Source organism: Actinobacillus suis ATCC 33415 (genome assembly GCF_000739435.1).
GTDB classification, from domain to species: domain Bacteria; phylum Pseudomonadota; class Gammaproteobacteria; order Enterobacterales; family Pasteurellaceae; genus Actinobacillus; species Actinobacillus suis.
Genome location: NZ_CP009159.1, coordinates 1,446,513 through 1,467,862, shown reverse-complemented (window position 1 = coordinate 1,467,862; position 21,350 = coordinate 1,446,513). Strand labels below are relative to the sequence as shown.

Annotated in this window: 21 protein-coding genes and 1 other RNA gene; 11 read left to right on the top strand and 11 right to left on the bottom strand. The window is 39.9% G+C overall.

All coding sequences use genetic code 11. The annotated features are described in order from the left end of the window. Window positions 1–128: 128 nt before the first annotated feature. From putA to ASU1_RS06710, 6 genes are all read right to left on the bottom strand, one after another. Window positions 129–3,722 carry a bifunctional proline dehydrogenase/L-glutamate gamma-semialdehyde dehydrogenase PutA gene (gene putA, locus ASU1_RS06730; RefSeq protein ID WP_039195273.1) on the bottom strand — a complete coding sequence of 1,198 codons (3,594 nt, stop codon included), beginning with the start codon at window positions 3,720–3,722 and terminating at the stop codon, window positions 129–131. 117 nt (window positions 3,723–3,839) lie between these two features. Next, on the bottom strand, window positions 3,840–5,354 hold the full coding sequence (gene putP / locus ASU1_RS06725; protein ID WP_014992023.1) for a sodium/proline symporter PutP: 1,515 nt from the start codon (window positions 5,352–5,354) through the stop codon (window positions 3,840–3,842). A gap of 563 nt (window positions 5,355–5,917) precedes the next feature. Continuing rightward, window positions 5,918–6,703 (bottom strand): IclR family transcriptional regulator, encoded by a 786-nt coding sequence (locus ASU1_RS06720; RefSeq protein WP_014992022.1) that lies wholly within the window; start codon window positions 6,701–6,703, stop codon window positions 5,918–5,920. Next, entirely contained in the window at window positions 6,700–7,278 is a 579-nt protein-coding gene (locus tag ASU1_RS06715) for a 5-formyltetrahydrofolate cyclo-ligase (RefSeq protein ID WP_039195271.1), read from the bottom strand. Before ASU1_RS06715 ends, ASU1_RS06720 begins: the two co-directional genes overlap by 4 nt. A 24-nt stretch (window positions 7,279–7,302) precedes the next feature. Further along, window positions 7,303–7,484: non-coding RNA, 6S RNA (gene ssrS / locus ASU1_RS11805), on the bottom strand. Window positions 7,485–7,552: 68 nt separating this feature from the next. Then, a complete protein-coding gene (locus tag ASU1_RS06710) occupies window positions 7,553–7,873 on the bottom strand; it encodes a cell division protein ZapA (RefSeq protein ID WP_014992020.1) in 321 nt (106 codons plus the stop codon). Between the two features lie 76 nt (window positions 7,874–7,949). Between ASU1_RS06710 and ASU1_RS06705 the strand changes: the two genes are divergently transcribed. The 4 genes from ASU1_RS06705 to ASU1_RS06690 all read left to right on the top strand — a co-directional run bounded on the left by ASU1_RS06705 (window position 7,950) and on the right by ASU1_RS06690 (window position 10,791). Further along, window positions 7,950–8,501, top strand: coding sequence for a UPF0149 family protein (locus tag ASU1_RS06705; RefSeq protein ID WP_014992019.1), 552 nt, complete (start codon window positions 7,950–7,952; stop codon window positions 8,499–8,501). Window positions 8,502–8,608: 107 nt separating this feature from the next. Next, window positions 8,609–9,673, top strand: coding sequence for a uroporphyrinogen decarboxylase (hemE, locus tag ASU1_RS06700; RefSeq protein WP_014992018.1), 1,065 nt, complete (start codon window positions 8,609–8,611; stop codon window positions 9,671–9,673). A 119-nt stretch (window positions 9,674–9,792) separates the two neighbouring features. After that, complete coding sequence (locus ASU1_RS06695; protein WP_014992017.1) at window positions 9,793–10,383, top strand: YjaG family protein; 591 nt, start codon at window positions 9,793–9,795, stop codon at window positions 10,381–10,383. 117 nt (window positions 10,384–10,500) lie between these two features. Further along, window positions 10,501–10,791, top strand: a complete 291-nt coding sequence (locus ASU1_RS06690; RefSeq protein WP_256867193.1) for an HU family DNA-binding protein — start codon at window positions 10,501–10,503, stop codon at window positions 10,789–10,791. A 67-nt stretch (window positions 10,792–10,858) separates the two neighbouring features. Here the strand turns inward: ASU1_RS06690 and ASU1_RS06685 are convergent, their stop codons facing one another. After that, window positions 10,859–11,710, bottom strand: a complete 852-nt coding sequence (locus ASU1_RS06685; RefSeq protein ID WP_039195268.1) for a thymidylate synthase — start codon at window positions 11,708–11,710, stop codon at window positions 10,859–10,861. Between the two features lie 86 nt (window positions 11,711–11,796). On the opposite strand from ASU1_RS06685, the gene ASU1_RS06680 reads away from it, so the two are divergent. After that, window positions 11,797–12,360 (top strand): hypothetical protein, encoded by a 564-nt coding sequence (locus ASU1_RS06680; RefSeq protein WP_014992015.1) that lies wholly within the window; start codon window positions 11,797–11,799, stop codon window positions 12,358–12,360. Window positions 12,361–12,458: 98 nt separating this feature from the next. Beyond that, window positions 12,459–13,469, top strand: a complete 1,011-nt coding sequence (bioB, locus tag ASU1_RS06675) for a biotin synthase BioB (RefSeq protein ID WP_014992014.1) — start codon at window positions 12,459–12,461, stop codon at window positions 13,467–13,469. A gap of 50 nt (window positions 13,470–13,519) precedes the next feature. Here bioB and cspE read toward each other — a convergent pair whose 3' ends face one another. Beyond that, a complete protein-coding gene (gene cspE / locus ASU1_RS06670) occupies window positions 13,520–13,729 on the bottom strand; it encodes a transcription antiterminator/RNA stability regulator CspE (protein WP_005624145.1) in 210 nt (69 codons plus the stop codon). 364 nt (window positions 13,730–14,093) lie between these two features. On the opposite strand from cspE, the gene proQ reads away from it, so the two are divergent. From proQ to ASU1_RS06645, 5 genes are all read left to right on the top strand, one after another. Further along, on the top strand, window positions 14,094–14,654 hold the full coding sequence (gene proQ, locus ASU1_RS06665) for an RNA chaperone ProQ (RefSeq protein WP_014992013.1): 561 nt from the start codon (window positions 14,094–14,096) through the stop codon (window positions 14,652–14,654). Window positions 14,655–14,748: 94 nt separating this feature from the next. Then, window positions 14,749–16,761, top strand: coding sequence for a carboxy terminal-processing peptidase (gene prc, locus ASU1_RS06660; protein WP_014992012.1), 2,013 nt, complete (start codon window positions 14,749–14,751; stop codon window positions 16,759–16,761). Window positions 16,762–16,856: 95 nt separating this feature from the next. Next, entirely contained in the window at window positions 16,857–18,449 is a 1,593-nt protein-coding gene (locus tag ASU1_RS06655) for a L,D-transpeptidase family protein (protein ID WP_014992011.1), read from the top strand. Window positions 18,450–18,619: 170 nt separating this feature from the next. Beyond that, complete coding sequence (mepK, locus tag ASU1_RS06650) at window positions 18,620–19,174, top strand: peptidoglycan L,D-endopeptidase MepK (protein WP_014992010.1); 555 nt, start codon at window positions 18,620–18,622, stop codon at window positions 19,172–19,174. A 17-nt stretch (window positions 19,175–19,191) separates the two neighbouring features. Further along, window positions 19,192–19,821, top strand: a complete 630-nt coding sequence (locus ASU1_RS06645; protein ID WP_014992009.1) for an MBL fold metallo-hydrolase — start codon at window positions 19,192–19,194, stop codon at window positions 19,819–19,821. A gap of 3 nt (window positions 19,822–19,824) precedes the next feature. Here ASU1_RS06645 and ASU1_RS06640 read toward each other — a convergent pair whose 3' ends face one another. From ASU1_RS06640 to hinT, 3 genes are read right to left on the bottom strand one after another with little or no spacing between them, the layout of a single operon-like run. After that, window positions 19,825–20,577, bottom strand: coding sequence for a choline/ethanolamine kinase family protein (locus tag ASU1_RS06640; protein ID WP_039195266.1), 753 nt, complete (start codon window positions 20,575–20,577; stop codon window positions 19,825–19,827). Further along, window positions 20,574–20,948 (bottom strand): YcfL family putative periplasmic lipoprotein, encoded by a 375-nt coding sequence (locus ASU1_RS06635; protein ID WP_014992007.1) that lies wholly within the window; start codon window positions 20,946–20,948, stop codon window positions 20,574–20,576. Before ASU1_RS06635 ends, ASU1_RS06640 begins: the two co-directional genes overlap by 4 nt. 1 nt (window position 20,949) lies before the next feature. Beyond that, window positions 20,950–21,312, bottom strand: a complete 363-nt coding sequence (gene hinT, locus ASU1_RS06630) for a purine nucleoside phosphoramidase (protein ID WP_014992006.1) — start codon at window positions 21,310–21,312, stop codon at window positions 20,950–20,952. Window positions 21,313–21,350: the final 38 nt, after the last annotated feature.

The window sequence follows — 21,350 nt, the reverse complement described above, 5'->3', positions numbered from 1 at the left end:
ACGTAAACACTACCTCACGGGATAGTCGGCGCATTATAGCTGAAAAGAAAATGACTTGCTAAACAGAAAATAAAAATCCCCTCAGTTTATTGCTAAGGGGATAAATATTAAGCATGATTTATGCCATGCTAATCCATTTCACTCATCAAAGTTGCATTACCACCGGCGGCTGCGGTGTTAATGCTGATCGATTTTTCGTGTACCAGCGGTAACAATGAAAGCGCCAATTCAAGGCTTTCCACATAAGTTAAAATCGCACCGTTGCGCTCGGCATAATTTTGACGTTCTTGCGTGGAAAGCTGCTCAAGTACAATCATTACACTTAATGCCGAAAGATTATTGAAGTCGTCTGTTATCATCAAGTATTCGGCAAATTGATGTGCGTATTCCGCTAACGGCGAACCCTCTTTAACCACAGCTTTGCTGCCGCATACCACAATAGCAATCATTGCTTTGATTTGTTCGAGTAGTGAGCCATTACTTACTGCAATCATTGGACGAGCTTCAAAGCGTAAATAGTTATTTTCGCCGGTAATGCCTTGCATTTTAAACACTTTTGCAAGCGGTGATTTTTTGCATAAAGTTTGCAAGAGTGTTAATGCTTCACTTTGTTGCTCGTTGCTAAGTGTTTGGCGAATAGCTTGTGCAAGTTTATCCGTTTCTATAAGCGTTTCGCCTTCTAAATCAGTAAGCGTCCAAGCCTCGCTTTTTACCAAACGTTGTAAATAAAGCGGCCCGCCGGCTTTTGGTCCTGTACCGGAAAGCCCCATGCCGCCGAACGGTTGCACGCCGACCACCGCACCAACCGTATTACGATTAACATATAAGTTACCAGCATGTACTTTGTTGAGCCATTGATTAATGGTGGTATCAATACGGCTATGTAAACCGCTGGTTAAGCCGAAGCCGGTTGAGTTAATGTCATCAATAATTTGTTCGAATTGGGTGGCACTAAAGCGAATCACGTGTAGTACTGGGCCAAACACTTCATGTTCGATTTGTGAAATGTGATCGATTTCAAGTAAGGTTGGCGGTACGAAAATTCCGCTCTGTTCCACCTCCGCTGCAATCGGCACTTGATAGTACGATTTTGCCACCGCTTTCATTTTTTCAATATGCGCTAGTAAGCGACTTTGTGCCGTGCGATCGATCACCGGGCCAATATCGGTATTCAGTAATTGCGGTTTGCCGACACGCAACTCTGCCATTGCACCTTTAAGCATCGTGAGAATGTGATCAGCTACATCTTCTTGCAGATAAAGTACACGAAGTGCCGAACAACGTTGCCCAGCCGAATCAAACGCCGAGTTAAGTACATCCGCCACCACTTGTTCGCCGAGCGCGGAGCTATCCATAATCAAGGCGTTTTGTCCGCCGGTTTCCGCAATAAGCGGTACGATTTTGGTTTGTTTTTGCAAATTGCGGTTGATGGTTTTGGCAGTTTCGGTCGAGCCGGTAAAAATTACGCCGTCCACTCTAGGATCGGAAGTCAGTTGATTACCGATTTCCGCTCCGCTACCCGGTAAACATTGCAAAACACCTTTTGGAATACCTGCTTGATAGCATAATTCCACCGCATAATGAGCCATTAAGGAAGTTTGTTCCGCCGGCTTAGCCAACACCACATTACCGGCAACTAAAGCGGAAACGACTTCACCGGTAAAAATCGCCAATGGGAAGTTCCACGGGCTAATCGCAACGATAATTCCTCTTGGATTTTGGTAAGCCTGCGGATTGCGCTTCACTTCATTTGCATAATAACGGCAAAAATCGACCGCTTCTCTGACTTCCGCAATCGCATTATTCAGTGTTTTACCTGCTTCTCGAATTGCAAGATCGAATAAAGTCGGCATATTGCTTTCTAGTAAATCAGCGAACTTTTCGAGAATTGATGCCCTTTGCGCTGGCGGAGTCGCTTGCCAAGCGGTCTGATTTTGTTCGGCAATGGCAAAAGCTTTTTCGACATCTGACGAGTGAGCGAAAATGACTTCACCGACTTGTTGGGTATTCAATGCCGGATTGAAAATCGGTTTGGCGGTACTACCTTCATAGTAGCTGTCGGCTAGTAACGGATAAGCTTTGTATTGCACTTTTGCCAGCTGATTGAGCTGTGTTTGGAGGCGTTCAAGCTGCACCGCATCGCTGAGATCGTAACCTTGCGAATTAATACGATCGTTAAATAAGTGGCGAGGTAATGGAATTTTCGGGTGCATTGAGCCTGCGGTTTTTTCCGCTTTCAGCACCGGATCTTCGGTTAAGCTTTCGACCGATACTCGCTCGTCAACCAATTGATTGACAAATGAACTGTTTGAACCGTTTTCTAATAAACGGCGAACCAAATAGGCTAATAAGGTTTGGTAAGAACCAACCGGCGCATAAACACGGCATTGAATATCAAGGTTTTCTTTGCCGACCACTTGGTCGTATAAGGTTTCTCCCATACCGTGTAAGCATTGAAATTCAAATTTTTTACCTTTGGCAAGATGATAAATAGTGGCGAGCGTTTGTGCGTTGTGGGTGGCGAATTGTGGATAGATCACATCTTGGGCGCCGAGTAATTTTTTAGCACAGGCAATGTAATTTAAATCGGTATGCACTTTACGTGAGAAAACCGGATAACCGCTGGCACAGTCTGCTTGCGCTCGTTTGATTTCAGCATCCCAATATGCACCTTTCACTAAACGAATCATTAGCTTACGTTGTTTTTCTCGAGCTTTTTCAATGAGATAGTCAATCACAGATAAACAGCGTTTTTGGTAGGCTTGCACGACAAAGCCAATACCATCAAATCCTGCAAGTGCCGGCTCATCTAATAAACGGTCGATAAGGTCGAGTGAGATTTCTAAGCGATCAGCTTCTTCAGCATCAATATTGATGCCGATATCATAGCGTTTGGCGAGTAAACATAAATCACGTAAACGAGGATAGAGTTCTGTGACAACGCGATCGTGTTGTGCCAGCGAGTAGCGAGGGTGAATAGCGGAGAGTTTTACCGATATACCGGATGACTGATAAACGCCAAGTCCTTTTGATACTGCACCGACCGCATGCACGGAAGAAACATAATCTTGATAGTAGCGTTTGGCATCTTCTTCGGTAAATGCCGACTCTCCAAGCATATCGTAGGTAAAGCGGAAGCCTTTGTTAAAACGAGATTCGCTATTTTTAAGGGCAATTTGAATGGTTTCACCGGTAACGAATTGTTTGCCGAGCAAGCGCATTGCAAAATCCATTCCTTGGCGGATAATCGGCTCTCCGCCTTTATTGATGAGTTGAATAAGCGTTTGGGAAAGTGAAGTTTCAGACAGCAAAAGCACTTTACCGGTAAACACTAGCCCCCAAGCGGAAGCATTCACAAACAGAGACGGGCTTTTGCCTATATGCGACTTCCAATCACCTTTTGCGATTTTATCTTTAATCAGTTTGTCTTGGGTCGCTTGATCGGGAATACGCAGTAGAGCTTCAGCTAAACACATTAAAGCGATGCCTTCTTGGCTTGAAAGCGAAAACTCGTGCATCAACGCATCGACACCACTGGCTTTTTGGCGATTAGCTCGCACCTTTTCGACAAGCTGACGGGTTAGCGCTTTAATATTCGGTTGATGCTCATCCGTTCTTGCTTCAGTTAAAAGCTGCTGCACAAGTTCAGTCTCATCAATGCGATAGTGTTGACTAAGAGTAGGGCGAATCGAAGTGCTAGGGAGAAGATGATATTGTTGCATAATGGGCTCCTCGGTATGTTGTGTTTGCTTGTTAACAAGCGGTCGTTTTTGTCATATTTTTTACATAACGCCAAACAAAAAAGCGATTTACTGTTAAACAGCAAATCGCTTTTGTTTTTATTTTACTTCGTCTAAATAAGACTTATCGGCTCGTTCGAAAGTCTCGATAACGTCTTTACTTGGTGCCGGCGTGATAAGTGAGATTATCACGATAGCAAACATTGCGCTGATAAAGCCCGGAATCATTGAGTACATTTCAGGTAGTGAAAGCGCAACAGTTAAATCTTTCCAGAAATAAACGATTAATGCCCCAGTTAACATACCGGCAATCGCACCAAAGCCGTTCATACGTTTCCAGAAGAGTGACAGTAATACGACAGGGCCAAATGCCGAACCGAAACCCGCCCAAGCATCTTTTACTAAAGCAAATACTTGGCTATTCGGATCTTGTGCAATATAAATGGCAAGCGCCGCTACGGCAAGCACCATTACTCGGCCAAGCCAGACTAATTCTTTATCCGTTGCAGACGGGCGAATAATACCTTTATATAAGTCTTCGGTAATTGCACTCGAGCAAATTAAAAGTTGTGCTGAAAGCGTACTCATTACTGCCGCTAAGATCGCTGATAATAAAATACCGGCAATCCAAGGATTGAATAATAATTTTGCCAGTTCAATAAAGATTTGTTCATTATTTTGGTTAACGACTTGGGCATTTTCCGGGAATTTAAAGAAGTATGCCATACCGAAATAACCGATACCGATAGCACCGGCAAGGCAGATTACCATCCAAGTCATACTGATGCGGCGTGCATTCTCAAGAGATTTGACACTTTCCGCCGCCATAAAGCGCACGACAATGTGCGGTTGACCGAAATAACCTAAGCCCCATGCTAATAAGCTTAATACGCCGAGGACGGTTGTGCCGGTAAACATATCATTGTAATTTTTATTGGCAGCAACTTCGGCAAGCGCAATGCTTTCTTGCATCGCCTCAATGCCGCCTACGTTTAAGATAACGAAAACAGGCGTTAAGATCAGTGCAAATAACATCAATGAAGCTTGAATCGTATCTGTCCAACTTACCGCTAAGAAACCGCCGATAAAAGTGTAGAGAATCGTAGCAATCGCACCGTACCAAATAGCATCTGCATAAGGTACACCGAACAGATTTTCAAAAACTCGCGCGCCGGCTACTACGCCTGAAGCACAGTAAACCGCAAAAAAGAGTAAGAAAATAACCGCAGATAGGATTTTGATCAGTTTGGTTTTATCACCAAAACGATTATGAAAGTATTCGGGTAAGGTGAGCGCATCGCCACTGTGTTCTGTATGAGAACGTAAACGACCTGCAACTAATTTCCAGTTTAAGTAAGCGCCAATGGTTAAGCCGATCGCTAACCAGCCTTCAATTAAACCGCCTGCATAAATCGCACCCGGTAAGCCCATCAAAAGCCAGCCTGACATATCGGACGCTCCGGCAGATAATGCCGTCACAAAGCTACCTAAACGACGACCACCTAAGATGTAGTCCGAAAGGTTATTAGTAACACGATAGGCAATAAAGCCGATTAAGATCATTCCAAGGATATAAATCAGGAATGTGGTCGTGGTAGGATCAAATCCAAACATAGTTATTCCTCTTATTCTTTCTATGTTTTCATTAGCACAAAAAGGGCAAATTATAGCAAAAAATATCGGTAAAATGAATTTTTATCGCTATTTTACGCATTTCTATGCGGCTTATATCGAGATAAATAAAATTATTGTTGTTTGTTGATAACCTATACAATTCGACTATAACTAATTTGCAAACGTTTGCAACAATTTTTTTACATTTAATCGTAAAAAATGATCGTTTTTTTAACGAATTTAGTGTGCTTTTTGTCTGATTTTTTACAATGAAATTAGCAGTTGTACACAGGTGATATTTGTCAAGCAGATTTACAAGAAATTTTTTAAAAAATTTTTATTAAAAAGACTAGTCAAAATTTAACTTATTGATTTTAAAAGAAATGTTATTTTGTGCTCAATTTTGAGTGAAAGTGATAGAGGCTAGGTTTTATCTAGGGTTAGCTTGTTTTTCAAAAAGAAATCCACAAAGTTATCCACAGAGATTGTGGATAGAAAAAACACCTGAATATAAAATCAGATCTTCGTGGAATTTTTGCAAAATTCGTTGAAGATCTGACCGCTTATTCCCCTTGCCAGCCTAGCTCTTCTGAAATTTTTTGTGCAGTAGTGCGAAGAGCAGGATAGAGAACATCGAAACCAAGTTGGCTCAAACGAGCGGTTGATAAGGAGATGGAAACCGCATAATTTACTTTTCCTTGATTGTCAAAAATAGGACAAGCGATACAAGATACGCCTAATTCATTTTCTTCATCATCCATTGCAAATTGTTGCAGGCGGATCTTGGCTAATTCGGCTTCCATTTCCGGAATTGTGGTAATGGTATTTGCGGTAAGTTGGCGAATAATGTCATGCTTTTGTTGCCAATATTGTGGGATGTATTCAGCTTTATCATAGGCTAAGAATAACTTACCCATACCTGAGCAGTACAATTGTAATCGTTGCCCGATATAAGCTCTGGTTTTCATCATACCGGTGGTCGGTTCGAGTTTATAGATCAAAATCGCATGATTGCCTTCACGCATCGCAAAATTAACTGTTTCACCCAATTCGAGATTAAGTGCTTCAAGGTGAGGTGCGGCAATGTGCAGAATGTTCAATGAACTTAATGCACGCTGACCGATGGCAAGACATTTTGTGGTAAGGCGATAGCTGCCGGTAGTGGGCGCAGGACGAACGAAGCCTTCTTGTTGTAAGCTTTGTAATAAACGATGCACGGTACTTTTATTTAATTGGGCAAGTTCGGAAAGCTGAGCGAGCGGGCAGCCGTTCGGATATTGAGAAAGTAACTCAAGTAGTTTTAACCCTCTTACCAGCGTTTGGCTTCCTGATGATTCTTTTTCTGTCATTCTGTGTCTCCTAATATCAGATGATTGAGCGGCATATCCCAAGGCTCGACAGGAAGTTGTTCGATTAACTGACAACGATAAGCTAATCCGACACTAATGGCTTGAGTTTGAGCGAGAGTTCGATCATAAAAACCGCCTCCATAGCCTAAGCGATTTAGCTGGCTATCGCAAGCGAGAAGCGGAGTAAAGATCATCTCCAATTCTTCAAGTGGCTTTAGCTGACGAATATCAAGTTTAGGCTGCTGCATACCGAATGCATGGCGTTCAAGTTGAGAAGACGGATGGTATTGCAGAAAAAGTAGATTACCGGGACTAAAAGGATGTAATACCGGCAGATAAATCGATTTACCTTGTTCAGCGATGCGTTGCATTAGCGGTAGCGGTGAAATTTCTGCTTTAAACGGCAAATAGAAAGCAAGATGAGAGGCTTGATAATGATCAATCAAAGAAAGCGCCTGAGGGATAAGATTTAATGAGGCTGTAATCTGTTGAGATGTGCTAAGTTCAAGCCGTTTGGCTCGCATTTGATTTCGTATGAGTTGACGAGTATCTCGCCGAGATTGACTTGTTTGCATATTGAAATACCAAACAGAGAAATGAAAGAACCCGAAGTGCCGTCACCGGTGGTGGTCCTTGAACCAGACGGTTCAAGGGAGTCGAACTTAATTACCTTTAGGCTTCTTACTCAAGGTAAGCCTGCTCACCAGCAATTAGATGTCCAACTCAAAGTTTTCAATTATCGGCTCAGGGACGTAACCAGTCACGCACACCCCAGGCAAGAGTTATACTAACGGAAATTGAGAATTTTTCCTAGTCTTGAATTTAGAAAAACTTGCAAACGATCAGCTTTTAAACATTTTCTTGATTAATTGCAACCGATGCATTCGTTAGTAATTTATTCAATGAGCTGTCGAGTTGCTGAATACAAGATTCTAATACCGTTTTATTATTCGCATTTTTTTGCTTTTCTTGTTCAAGTTCATAATTTAGGTTTAAGGCAACGATCGCTAAAACTTTTTCAAGTTGAATAATGCCGGATTGTTCTTTTAAGAGTGCTACACGCTCTTCCAAACGTTGCGCGGAAGCAAGTAAATTGTGTTGTTGATCCGGTGGGCAATGTAAACGAAGTACCTGCCCAAAAATTTGAACTTCAATATAATTTGCCGACATAGTCGTGAAATCCTCACAAGTAATATAAATTTTTTGCTATTATGCCATTCTTTAACAGAATCACAAATAAGACACTATGGCTATTACACAATCAAATGAATTTAATCAATTAATCGCACAACTTCAAATCGCTGAGACAGCGCCAGAAGTACACGGTTTTCTAAGTGGGTTAATTGCAGGCGGTGTACAAGATGAATCTTGGAAAACCTTAACTTACCAATTTTTAAATGATGGTCATGCCTTTTCTCAAGCGCCTTTAGCAGCGTTAACTGATTTTTATCAGCAATTGACCGAAAGTTTTGATGAGGCTAATACATTATTTTCGCTTTGGACTCCGAATAATGAAGATGGTTTCGCTTTAGCAGATGCGATTGCCGACTGGACAAGCCAATTTTTATTGGGCTTAGGATTAGCACAACCTAAATTAAGCCGTGAAACGGATGAAATCGGCGAAGCTTTAGATGATTTAGAAGAAATTTCTAAATTAGGTTACAATGAAGACGATGATAATAATGAATTGCTAGAAGCGGGAGAAGAGGTTGTTGAATATCTTCGTGTGTTGACGCTTTTCTTGCATAGCCATTTTGCATTAAACGTAAAAACAACGGAAAAGCCTCAACTTCACTAATCCCAATGAGTTATATACAAGCGGTGACATTGTGGCAAAATTTTGCAAATTTTTCGTGAAATTTAACCGCTTATTTGTATAGAAGAACAGATTACACAAGGAATATTATGAGCCAATTAAAAAATGATCGCTATTTAAAAGCACTATTACGCGAACCTGTGGATATGACTCCGGTGTGGATGATGCGTCAAGCAGGGCGTTATCTACCGGAATATAAAGCGACACGTGCAGAAGCCGGTGATTTTATGTATTTATGCCGTAATGCGGATTTAGCCTGTGAAGTGACTTTACAGCCGTTACGTCGTTATGCGTTGGATGCGGCGATTTTATTCTCTGATATTTTAACTATCCCGGACGCAATGGGCTTAGGTTTGAGTTTCGGCGCGGGAGAAGGTCCTAAATTTGCTCGTCCAATTGAAAATAAAGCACAGGTAGAAAACTTACCGATTCCGGATCCGGAAGGTGAATTGCAATATGTCATGAATGCAGTGCGTACGATTCGCCGTGAATTAAAAGGCGAAGTGCCATTAATCGGTTTCTCCGGTAGCCCATGGACATTAGCTACTTATATGGTGGAAGGCGGCTCAAGCAAGGCATTCACCAAAATCAAAAAAATGATGTATGCGGATCCGCAAATTTTACACGCATTATTGGATAAATTAGCCGATAGCGTGATCTTATATTTAAACGCACAAATCAAAGCCGGCGCGCAAGCAGTGATGGTTTTCGATACTTGGGGCGGTGTATTGGCGCATAACGAATATAAAGAGTTCTCGCTACGTTATATGCATAAAATTGTGGACGGTTTAATTCGTGAAAATGACGGTAGAAAAGTACCGGTCACCTTATTTACCAAAGGTGGCGGTTTATGGTTGGAAGCGATTGCGGAAACCGGTTGTGATGCGGTAGGCTTAGACTGGACGATTGATATTGCGGATGCTCGTCGTCGTGTCGGACACAAAGTTGCACTACAGGGTAATATGGATCCGAGCGTATTGTATGCGCAGCCGGAACGTATTGAGCAGGAAGTGAAACAGATCTTAGCTGGTTTCGGTCAAGGATCAGGACACGTATTTAATTTAGGACACGGCATCCATCAAGATGTACCTGAACAAAGTCCAAAGATCTTTGTTGATGCGGTTCACGAGTATTCAAAGCAGTACCATAAGTAATCTCGTAGCCGGTTTATCTTAATAAGCGGTTAAATTTCGGGAAAATTTTGCAAAAAATTATGGAAATCCGACCGCTTGTATTTTAGGGGAATTGGCTTAGCTTAAAGAAAGAGGAAAAAATGAGAAACCCTATTCATAAACGTATGGAACGTTTTGAATCTTGGCAGCATTTAACATTTATGGCGTGCCTTTGTGAAAGAATGTATCCGAACTATCAGCTGTTTTGTGAAGTAACCGAACAGCCGGAAAAAGCCAAGGTATTTCAAAATATTCTGAACTTAGTTTGGGAGTTTTTAACGGTTAAAGGTGCAAAAATTAATTTTGATAATCAGCTGGAGAAATTAGAAGAAATTATTCCGGATGTGAACGATTATGACTTTTTTGGTGTCCTACCCGCACAAGAGGCGTGTGAAGCGCTTTCTGAATTATTGCATAGTTTAATTGCCGGTTCGACTTTAGAACAAGCGATTCGTATCAGCCAAATTTCATTAGGCACGGTGGCAAGCTATTTAGAAATGCAGCAAGACCGAGAGTTAAATGAACAAGAACTCAAAAATGCGGAAGAAATTCAAGACGAACTTGATGTACAGTGGCAGGTTTATCGTTTGCTTAATGAGTGTGAAGAACGTGATATTGAACTCATTCTTGAGTTAAAAAATGAGATTCGTAGTAGCGGAATTAGTAATATTGGGTTAAAATTTAATCAATAAATCAACTTCCCCATAGAATGATGCATTATTCACTTTGAGAATATCTCAGTTTGAATTAAGCTAGCGGGGCGTTATGCAACAAGTTTCAGGCGGGTCAACGCCATTTATCTAAATAAAATCTTAGAGGATACAATTATGAACAAAACTGAGTTAATCGATGCAATCGCAGCAGGTGCAGAGTTAAGCAAAAAAGATGCTAAAGCAGCATTAGAAGCTACTTTAGAAGCAATCTCTGAAAGCCTCAAAAAAGGTGATGCAGTTCAATTAATCGGCTTCGGTACGTTTAAAGTAAATGAGCGTAATGCACGTACTGGTCGTAACCCACGTACTGGTGAAGAGATCAAAATCGCAGCTGCTAAAGTACCAGCGTTCGTTGCAGGTAAAGCATTAAAAGATTTAGTGAAATAATTCTTTTTAAGATTTCTACAAAAAAAGCCTAGACTCTGAAAGAGCTAGGCTTTTTTATTACTATTTTTTAGACGGCAAATGGATATTGAATACTTGGATGATATTCATAGCCTTCTACTTTGAAATCATCAAGCGTTACCCATGTTTCTAAATCTTCCAATGACTTAATTTCCGGATTTATCCAAAGTTTGGGTGCGCCTAGCGGCTCTCTTTTCAATTGTACATCACGCATTAATTCTAGCTGGTCTTCATAAATATGCGCATTGACAATTTTATGGAATGCTTGTCCGGCTTTGTGCCCGGTAATTTGCGCCATTAAAGCTAAGAATGTGTAACATTGAATCATATTCCAGTTTAAACCTAACGGCACATCGGCAGAACGCTGAGTACTGTTGAGATAAAGTGTACCGTCTAAAAGTGAGAAATGATGGCTATATAAGCACGGACGTAAACAGCCCATATGAAATACACCCGGATGATAAAAGGTATAAATTTCACCTCGATTATCCACGCCTTTTTTTAGGTCATTGACAATTTGACGCAGTAAATCAATTGAACCGCCATCAGGCTTAGGAAAGTTACGACCGACCGCACCATAAACCAATCCCATATCATCTTCACCTTTACGGTATGGATTTGCTAGCCATGCCGTATTTTGATTGGCATTTGCGTCCCATGATTTTGTACCTAGATTACGGAAATCCGCCGCATTATCGTAGCCTCGAATATAGCCGAGTAATTCAGCAATAGCTGCTTTCCAAAAGCTGCGGCGTGTAGTGACTAACGGAAATTCACCATTAGCAACATCATAAGTTAAATCCGCATTGATAACGGTTAAACAACGCTTACCAGTACGCTCATTCTCTACCCATTTCCCTTCGTTTACGATACGATGACATAAATCTAAATACTGTTTCATGATTACCTCTTAAAAAAATTTAGGTAATTTTGCCATTTATTCGTTAAAATAGATAATAAATTTTATAAAGCGATAAGGAGTGCGATATGAAAAACATCATTAAAACTATGTTGGTTGGTTTAACCTTAGCCGTATTAGCTGCGTGTTCTACAAAAAGCGGATGGACACGTTTAAGTGATTCTGAAATTGATCAGAAATCTTATGCGATTGCTTATGGTGCGACTGCACAAACTTACGCTGATCGAGTAAATGAAAGTTACGATATTGATTCATTTATGAATGGGGTTAATGACTGGTACAGCAAAAAAGTAAAAATGCCGGTTGAACAAATTCGAGCAATGATTTTAAATCGAATGATGGATCACAATATCTATGCTTATTATAGTGGTGTATTATATGCTGCTGATTTACAAGGTAATTTTAACCATTTAGATCCGGAATGTTGGAATTTGGTTCAAACGCCAAGCATGAGCCAAGGTATTCATGATGCAATGATGGATATTCAAAAAAATAGCGTTCGCAGTGATGAATATATTCAAAATGGCGTTGAGCAAATTCTTCATCTTTGTGTAAAAACAATGGCAGAAGATGAAAATAAAGCAGAAGCTAAAGCGAAAAAATCAGTAAAAACCAAGAAAGTGGTTAAATAACGAGATTATGGCTTACGTAAGCGGTCACATTTTCCTAATAATTTGCAAAAAATACAGGAAAATTGACCGCTTTTTTATAACGAAGGAGAACGGAGCTTATGACAACTTATAATTTACGTCTTAAAGCAAAAAATGAATTAACACCACATCCAACGGTGCAATATTGGCGTAAATGCCAAGTTGAAGAATTATTTGCTATGCCTTTTATGGAATTGGTGTTTAAGGCTGCACAAGTGCATAGAGAAAATTTTGATCCGCAAGCGATTCAATTATCTACGTTACTTTCGATAAAAACAGGCGGTTGTCCGGAGGAATGTGAATATTGTCCTCAGTCTGCTCGCTATGATACCGGACTTGAAAAGCAAGTGATGATGGATATAGAAGAAATTGTCGAGAAGGCAAAAATTGCGAAAGCACGAGGTGCAAGCCGTTTTTGTATGGGCGCAGCTTGGCGAGGACCGAGGCCGAAAGACATTAAAGTTGTGTCCAATATTATTAGTGCGGTTAAGGCATTAGGCCTAGAAACTTGCGGCACTTTCGGTTTACTTGAAGAAGGTATGGCGGAAGATTTGAAGCAAGCCGGATTAGATTATTACAATCACAATTTAGATACCGATCCGGAGCGTTATAGCAAAATTGTGCATACACGTAATCATGATGATCGGATGGATACACTTGGAAAAGTGCGTAATGCGGGATTAAAAGTGTGTTGCGGTGGAATTGTCGGAATGAATGAGACTCGTCCGGAGCGTGCTGGGCTTATCGCAAGTTTAGCGAATCTCGATCCGCAACCGGAAAGTGTACCAATTAATCAATTAATTAAAGTTGAAGGTACACCATTGGAAAATGCCGAAGATCTGGATTGGACTGAATTTGTTAGAACAATTGCGGTTGCTCGTATTACTATGCCGAAAAGCTATGTACGATTATCTGCAGGTAGAACAGCCATGCCGGAAGCGATGCAAACATTGTGTTTTATGGCGGGCGCCAATTCGATTTTCTATGGTGAGAAGTTGTTAACGACTTGCAATCCGGAAGAAGATTCTGACCGCTTGTTAATGGATAAATTGGATTTGTATCCGTTGTCGTATGAACCTAGTGAGGTATAAGAAAAAAGCCAGCAAGTGCTGGCTTTAAAATTTTAATAAGCATCTTAAGATTAAAGTGCTTTCACGTTTACCGCTGATGGGCCACGATCAGAATCTTGTACTTCAAATTCAACTTTTGCACCTTCTTCTAAGGTACGGAAGTTTGAACCAACGATACCAGAGAAGTGAACGAAAATATCTTTACCGCCTTGATCCGGAGTAATGAAACCGAAACCTTTAGTTGAATTGAACCATTTAACGATACCTGTTGCTTTAGACATAGGATTTTCCTTATAGAAATTTAATAAAAAGAATTGCTACACGTTTATTTGGAGATTAGAGATTTATCGGTGAAGAACTCTCGGAAAATCGAAATGATTTATAGAAAGGAAAACAACATAGAAAGAATCGAACTAATAACGCTACGAGAGCAAGTCGATTAGAACACCAATTAATCATTAAAGCAAATGTTTTTTTAAATTATTTACGAAACCTGAAGGAATATTCTTGTCTAACATAAACTCGTGGTGGAAAGATTTTGATTTTATATAGACTAGCCTCCCTAAATAAAATATAGTAACGAGTTGAGGCTTCATAATTAAGCTAAACATTTATCTAGACTTAAATTTTAACAGAGAAAACATTATGTCAGAACAACAAGTAAAAACACAGAATGGCAACAAAACAAACCCAAGTGTGAAAGAAGTAATCGCATATTTAGCGGACAAATTCCCACTTTGTTTTAGTATTGAAGGAGATGCTAAGCCATTAAAAGTCGGTCTTTTCCAAGATTTAGCCGAAGCTCTGGTAGATGATGAAAAGGTCAGTAAAACATTATTACGTCAAGCATTACGTACTTATACGATGAGCTGGCGTTATCTTGGTGCTTGTACTGCGAATGCTCAACGTGTCGGTTTACAAGGTGAAGATGCCGGTATCGTTGATGAAGCGCAAGCTGAACATGCAGCACAATCATTAGCGGTTGCAAAAGAAGCATACGCCGCTCGTAAAGCTGAGCAAAGAAAAGAACAACGTAAAGAACAACGCAAAGAGTTCTTTAAGAAAAAAGCACGTGAAGAAAAAATGAAAAAACGTGTGGATGTGCGTGTAAAAAAAGCGCCACGTATTTCTAAAGAAGTTTCTGCGAAAGCAACAGCAGAAAGCCTTGCTGCATTAACGAATAAATTTAGTAAAGGTAATAAATAATTCTAGTCTTTAAGTAATCGGGATAAGCAATGAGATTTGCAAACATCGCTTATCCCATTTACTTGGGCATATCTCATAATGAATTAGGATTTTTATGAAAATTAATAAACTTAGCCGACTCATTGCAGTTTGTCTTGGTTCCATGATTAGCACTGCTTTTGCAGTTGAACCACAGATTAAAGAAAGTGCATTAGTTACCCCTAAACCAACAGAGCAACATAGTCTTTCTACTAAACGAGTTACCGCACGTTTAACTCAGTCTCATTATCATAAATTTAAATTAGATGATGAGTTTGCAAACAAGATTTTTAATCGTTATATCGATTGGTTAGATGGCTCGCACAATACTTTTTTACAATCGGAAATCGATGCAATGCGTGCCAAATACGCAACAAAGCTCGATGAAGAATTGTATGAAGGTAAATTGGATTCGGCATTTGAAATCTATGATCTTATGACAAAGCGTCGCTATGAGCGCTATAAATATGCCCTTTCACTTTTAGACAAAGAGCCGGATTTAAAAGCCGCTGATCAAATTGAAAATGAGCGTGATAAAGCACCTTTCCCAACTACTACGGAAGACGCGAATAAATTATGGGAGCAGCGTGTTAAGAACGATATTATCAGTTTGTATCTTAAAGATAAAAAATGGCCGGAAATTAAAAAGACTTTAACTAAACGTTATAACTTAGCGATTAAACGTCTTACGCAAGTAAAAGCAGATGATATTTTACAAACGTATTTAAATGCATTTGCGCGTGAAATTGATCCGCATACCAGTTATTTATCACCTCGTGCAGCGAAAGCATTCCAAGAAAGCATGAATCTTTCGTTAGAAGGTATCGGTGCGACACTTGCAATGGAAGATGATGTTACTTCAATTAAATCGCTAGTGCCGGGAGCACCGGCAGCTCGCAGCAAGAAGATTGCCGTAGGAGACAAAATTGTCGGCGTGGGGCAGGAAAAAGGCGAGATTGAAGATGTTATCGGCTGGCGTTTAGATGACGTTGTTGACAAAATTAAAGGTAAAAAAGGCAGTAAGGTTCGTTTAGAAATTGAGCCGGAAAAAGGCGGGAAAACGAAAATTATTACTTTAACTCGTGATAAAGTGCGTCTAGAAGATAGTGCAGCGAAGTTAACTGTTGAGAAAATTGCAGGTAAAAACATTGCGGTTATCAAAATTTCGACATTCTATATTGGATTAACCAATGATGTACGTAAATTATTAGATGATATGAAAACCAAAAAAGCTGACGGTTTGATTATCGATTTACGTGAAAATGGTGGTGGTTCATTAACGGAAGTAGTGGAGTTGACAGGATTATTCATTAAAGATGGTCCAGTTGTTCAAGTTCGTGATGCTTTCAACCGAATCAAAGTCCATGAAGATCCGGAAGCGGATAAATCGCTTTATGACGGTAAAATTATGGTAATGATTAACCGTCATAGTGCTTCAGCATCTGAGATTTTTGCGGCGGCAATGCAAGATTACAATCGTGCAATTATTGTCGGACAACAAACCTTTGGTAAAGGAACGGTTCAACAAAGTCGTTCGTTAAACTTCGTGTACGACTTAGATCAAGAACCGCTAGGCTTTATTCAATATACGATTCAGAAATTCTATCGTATTGATGGTGGAAGCACCCAGCTAAAAGGTGTTGAAGCAGATATCAAATTCCCAGAAGTGATTAATGCGGAAAAAACTGGTGAAAGCTTTGAAGATAACGCATTACCATGGGATAAGATTCCTGCAGCAACTTATCAGGCGGCAGGGCATGCACGCGATGCGGTTTCTACTTTAACCGCTAAGCATGAAGCACGTATTGCGAAGGATCCTGAATTCGTTACTTTGAATGAGGACATTGCTATTCGTAAAGAAAGAGATGCACGTAAATTTACATCTCTTAACTTAGCGGAACGTCAAAAAGAAAATAAATCGGATGAAGCGAAACGCTTAAAAGATCTAAATGCTCGTTTTGCACGAGAAGGTAAAAAGCCGTTAAAAGATCTTGATGCGTTACCTAAAGATTACGAAGCGCCGGATTTCTTCTTGAAAGAAGCTGAGAAAATGATGGTCGATTGGCTAGAAATTGATAAGAAGTCATAAAATCGATTATAATATATTAAATCAACTGCCGCTTAACGAGAGTTAAGCGGTCTGCTTTTTATGAATTTTTACAATCTCGGTTCTAAGGATTTAGTATGAATAAGGTGCAAACCTTTAAATTGTTGCCGGCGTTAATGCTTTCTAGCATGGCTATGGCGGAAACTGCTCCGGTTGCAACAGGTGTGTCTGAGCAATCAGCCACGGTTGTCTCGGTAGGGCAATCAAATGTTGCTGCAGCGCCTATTGCGCAAGATGCGATTTTACCTCAATTAAGTTTTGCGGCTCAGCAGGCTCGTGCTGCAGAATTAGCAAAACGTGCGGATTATGTATTTGAGCAAGAACAAATTCGCCAAGAAGAAGCTAGAAAGCTAGCGGAAGCAGAAGCAAAAGTACAGCAAACAGTAGGAGCTAATACATTACTGTTAAGTAAAACAACGGCTAAAGTTTATTTAGATAATGCTTTTGCGAATATGTGGAATGATAAAGCGGCAGAAAAGCAATTTATCAAAGAATATGCTTTGTTGGCTGTAAGCGGTGTATCAGCTAAATCAGCAAGAGCGTTACAACAGATACTAAATCAACCGGAAGGTCCGGCTCGAGATATGTTATTAACGGATAGTTTTTTAGATTATCTGTACTATAACAAAAACGTTTTTAAAAATGCGAACCAGTGGCTATATAACCTAGGCAGTTACACGCCGAAAGCACCGAGTGCTGAGCTGGTTAATCAATGGGTCAATGCTGTTCAAGAAGGGCGTTCAGGTCAATTTATTGCTAATTTAGTGCCTCGAAACCACATTTATCAAGAAACTGCACAACGTGTATTATCGATGTCAGCATCAGGTAATGTGAAAAAGGCAACTAAAGCCAAGAAAGCAAAAACACCTGAAGCGACAGCAACAACAGGTAATGATACGTTTTATAAACTCGCTTTAAATGCACAGCGTTTACGTATTATCCCAAGTTTTAATAACGGTATCTTCGTAAATATTCCAAGTTACCAACTATTTTACTTCCGTGATGGTCAGTTAGCGCTACAATCTAAGGTGATTGTTGGTCGTGATGACCGCCGTACACCGGTGATGTATAGCAAGCTAAGCAATGTTGTGGTTAATCCGCCTTGGAATATTCCACCGACAATTTTGACTAAAGATATTATTCCGAAGCTAGCGAGAAATCCGGGATTTGCGGATTCTGCCGGCTATGAAATTTTTGACGGAAAAGGTAATAAAATTAATCCTCGCAGCGTGAATTGGTCGCAATATGTGAATAGTAAGAATATTCCTTACCGTATTCGCCAAAAAGCAGGGGATGATAGTGCATTAGGCCGTTTTAAATTTAATATGCCAAGTTCGGATGCGATTTATCTACACGATACCCCGAATCGTGGTTTATTTGGCAAAACGGATCGAGCATTAAGTTCTGGTTGTGTGCGTGTTGAACGTTCTGATGATCTTGCAAGCATCTTATTGAAAGAAGCTGGTTGGAGTATGGACAGAAAACAAAAAGTATTAGCAAGCCAGAAAACCACCTCTGCGAATATTCGTTCGGATAATCCGGTCTATTTATACTATGTTACGGCATGGGTAGAGAACGGTAAGGTATATACATTACCTGATATCTATAAATTTGATACCTCTATTCCGAAGAATGCGGTGAATTGGAGCAAAGTTAAAAGTGTGATCTAATTCACAAATATAAAAATTTCCGAGAAGTAAGGCTTGCTTCTCGGAACTTTATTTTTTAGAGTGAGCCAAAAGGGCTTATGAATAATAAGCCTTTATTTATGGCTGATAGTAAATTATTCGAATGGAGTAATCTACTATCAATCATTACTTGTGATAATGAGGACAGTTCAATGAATCAAACTAATGTTCAACGCCGTAAGTGGTTGTCACTCGGTGGTCTTGTTTTAGGGGCAAGTTTATTGCCAGGTAAAGTGATGGCAGCACTTTCGACACCTGCTCCGTTAGCGTTACGCTTCCGAAATATTAATACCGGTGATACTTATGCTGCCAAATTTCATGGTGGGCATTTGTCTGTAGCGGATTTACATCAATTAAATCACTTAATGCGTGACCGACACACAAACCAAATTAAACGCATTGACCCAATGTTATTCGTGAAATTAAATCAAATTCAGCAACGTTTAGGTTTCCGTAACGCAGAAATTCAAGTATTAAGTGGCTATCGTTCGGCGAAAACAAACGCAAGAATGCATCGAACACAACGTGGTGTGGCAAGTAATAGCTACCATATTCGTGGCCAAGCGGTGGATTTTCGAGTATCAGGTGTTCCGCTCGCTAAAGTAAGAGCAGCAGCAGAAAGTTTGCATAATGGTGGTGTAGGTTATTATCCTCGCAGTAATTTTGTTCATGTAGATACCGGTCCTGTTCGTACGTGGCGTGGTTAAGTAAGCGGTCGAATTTTATGTTTAATTTACAAATTATCCCGGTAAGTGCCTTTCAGCAAAACTGCAGTATTATTTGGGATGATAATAAAAATGCCGCTATTATTGATGCTGGCGATAGTGCAGATAAAATCATTCAGTTTGTTGAATCACAAAATCTAAAAGTACGAAAGTTATTACTCACCCATGGTCATTTAGATCATATTATGGCGGTTGAAAAAGTCAGAGATCATTTTGGTGTGGAAGTATATGGTTCTCATATTGATGATAAGCCGCTATTTGAGCAGTTGCCTCAAATGTGTGAAATGTTTGGTCTTCCGCCGGTTAAAGCATTTTTACCGGATTATTGGTTAAATGAAAATGATGTAGTTGAAGTAGGTTCGTTACGTTTTAGCGTTCGTCATTTGCCAGGGCATGCACCGGGACATATCGGTTTTTTTGATTTTGAAAATAAAATCGCTTTTAGTGGTGATGTGTTATTTAAAGACAGTATTGGACGTACTGACCTTTATATGGGCAATTTAGACGTGTTACTCAATACGATTCGTACCAAAATGTTTGATTTGGATGATGATTTTATTGTCGTTGCTGGACACGGCCCTCATACCACAATTGGACGTGAGAAACTGCACAATCCATTCTTAAAATAGTTTTTATGGTTCGAGAATCGCAAACCATAATTGATTTAACTGATTAATGGCAGAATGATATTCTGCCATTTTTTGTTTAAAACCTTTCTCATCAAATTTTGTTGCTTGCAGATACAAGCGAAGAAACTCAGCTTGTTGTTGCTCGTTGAGTATCTGAGCATTCGCACTAAAAAGCATCGAAATCTCTAATGCTGGATCCGACACGGCACTATATTCCCAATCAATCAGATACAAGCGGTCATTTTTTTCAAGAAAATTACCTAAATGCAGATCATGATGGCAGATTGCTTGTGTAAAAGGCTGAATCGTTTGAAATGGGGGATGAAATCTCAATAGTGCTTGTTGTTGAACAGAGAGTTTCTGCCATAAAAATTGACAGCGTTCAGAAAGATCGAGCTTTGGTAGTGATTCATCAATAGGAAAAAGATGTAGTTCGGCAAGTTGTGATGCCAATTTATCTAATAATGACGAACTAAAACGGCTAGGTGTATTACCCTCTATCCAAGTCAATAAACTGGAATTTTCATTGTGGTAATAGACCTTTGGCGTAAAGGGTAAGCGAGTTAAATAGTGTAAAATTTGTGCTTCTTGAGCGTAATTAATCCCGAAAGCTGTTGCTCGCTCATTTTGTTGGCGTAAAACAAATCGCTCGCCGGAAGCGAGCTGAATCTGTTGGCTACAAGCGGTCAAACCGGCTAAATTTTTGCGAAAAATGACCGCTTGTTGTTGGCTCTCAAGCCAAGCGAGGGCATTCATCGGCTACCACGTAAATAGACACGATAGTTATTGCTCTCATTAGTCGGCTTCTCAAGCTGTAACGTTTGAGATTGCTTGCTATCTAACCAAAGAGGCTGCCAAGGTTGAGGAGATACATTATCACTGTTTTGTGTAACGCCTTGTTTATCATACCAAAATAATTTGTAAGATAAATTAAGCGGATGCTCACTTAGATTTGTTACCGATAGCATCTCACTTTTCGCTTCGACTTTAACAAGAGTAGCAATTTGCGCTTCAATATTTACAATCGGTTCTGATTTCCCTTTGATATAACTTTGCGGATTACTGCCACAAGCGGTCAGAAAAAACGAAAAAATTGCAAATAGCCAATAAGATTTTAAATGTTTCATACTATTTATTGCTTAACATTTTGCCTAAAGGTTCACCACCCACTAAATGCATATGAATATGGAACACTTCCTGACCACCATGTACATTACAGTTCATAATTAGACGATAACCATCTTCTGCGATACCTTCTTCTTTTGCAATTTTCGCCGCTGCGGTAAATAAGCGACCCAATGCTAATTCGTCTTCCGCTTCTACATGGTTTACGGTTGGAATTAACTTATTCGGCACGATGAGAATGTGAGTCGGTGCTTGCGGTGAAATATCACGAAATGCAGTGACTAATTCGTCTTGATACACGATTGAAGCGGGAATTTCTTTGCGAATGATTTTACTGAAAATAGTTTCTTCGTAGTTTTTAGTCATAATAAGATTCCTCTTTATATAAGTTATAAGCAATAATT

What these genes read in the sequence shown, in the direction of transcription:
- putA (WP_039195273.1), bottom strand. Translation starts at nt 3,722, where the DNA reads ATGCAACAATATCATCTTCTCCCTAGCACTTCGATTCGCCCTACTCTT.
- ASU1_RS06640 (WP_039195266.1), bottom strand. Translation starts at nt 20,577, where the DNA reads ATGAATGCCCTCGCTTGGCTTGAGAGCCAACAACAAGCGGTCATTTTT.
- ASU1_RS06635 (WP_014992007.1), bottom strand. Translation starts at nt 20,948, where the DNA reads ATGAAACATTTAAAATCTTATTGGCTATTTGCAATTTTTTCGTTTTTT.
- putP (WP_014992023.1), bottom strand. Translation starts at nt 5,354, where the DNA reads ATGTTTGGATTTGATCCTACCACGACCACATTCCTGATTTATATCCTT.
- hemE (WP_014992018.1), top strand. Translation starts at nt 8,609, where the DNA reads ATGAGCCAATTAAAAAATGATCGCTATTTAAAAGCACTATTACGCGAA.
- ASU1_RS06695 (WP_014992017.1), top strand. Translation starts at nt 9,793, where the DNA reads ATGAGAAACCCTATTCATAAACGTATGGAACGTTTTGAATCTTGGCAG.
- ASU1_RS06685 (WP_039195268.1), bottom strand. Translation starts at nt 11,710, where the DNA reads ATGAAACAGTATTTAGATTTATGTCATCGTATCGTAAACGAAGGGAAA.
- ASU1_RS06715 (WP_039195271.1), bottom strand. Translation starts at nt 7,278, where the DNA reads ATGCAAACAAGTCAATCTCGGCGAGATACTCGTCAACTCATACGAAAT.
- bioB (WP_014992014.1), top strand. Translation starts at nt 12,459, where the DNA reads ATGACAACTTATAATTTACGTCTTAAAGCAAAAAATGAATTAACACCA.
- ASU1_RS06705 (WP_014992019.1), top strand. Translation starts at nt 7,950, where the DNA reads ATGGCTATTACACAATCAAATGAATTTAATCAATTAATCGCACAACTT.
- ASU1_RS06655 (WP_014992011.1), top strand. Translation starts at nt 16,857, where the DNA reads ATGAATAAGGTGCAAACCTTTAAATTGTTGCCGGCGTTAATGCTTTCT.
- hinT (WP_014992006.1), bottom strand. Translation starts at nt 21,312, where the DNA reads ATGACTAAAAACTACGAAGAAACTATTTTCAGTAAAATCATTCGCAAA.
- mepK (WP_014992010.1), top strand. Translation starts at nt 18,620, where the DNA reads ATGAATCAAACTAATGTTCAACGCCGTAAGTGGTTGTCACTCGGTGGT.
- ASU1_RS06680 (WP_014992015.1), top strand. Translation starts at nt 11,797, where the DNA reads ATGAAAAACATCATTAAAACTATGTTGGTTGGTTTAACCTTAGCCGTA.
- cspE (WP_005624145.1), bottom strand. Translation starts at nt 13,729, where the DNA reads ATGTCTAAAGCAACAGGTATCGTTAAATGGTTCAATTCAACTAAAGGT.
- prc (WP_014992012.1), top strand. Translation starts at nt 14,749, where the DNA reads ATGAAAATTAATAAACTTAGCCGACTCATTGCAGTTTGTCTTGGTTCC.
- ASU1_RS06710 (WP_014992020.1), bottom strand. Translation starts at nt 7,873, where the DNA reads ATGTCGGCAAATTATATTGAAGTTCAAATTTTTGGGCAGGTACTTCGT.
- ASU1_RS06720 (WP_014992022.1), bottom strand. Translation starts at nt 6,703, where the DNA reads ATGACAGAAAAAGAATCATCAGGAAGCCAAACGCTGGTAAGAGGGTTA.
- ASU1_RS06645 (WP_014992009.1), top strand. Translation starts at nt 19,192, where the DNA reads ATGTTTAATTTACAAATTATCCCGGTAAGTGCCTTTCAGCAAAACTGC.
- proQ (WP_014992013.1), top strand. Translation starts at nt 14,094, where the DNA reads ATGTCAGAACAACAAGTAAAAACACAGAATGGCAACAAAACAAACCCA.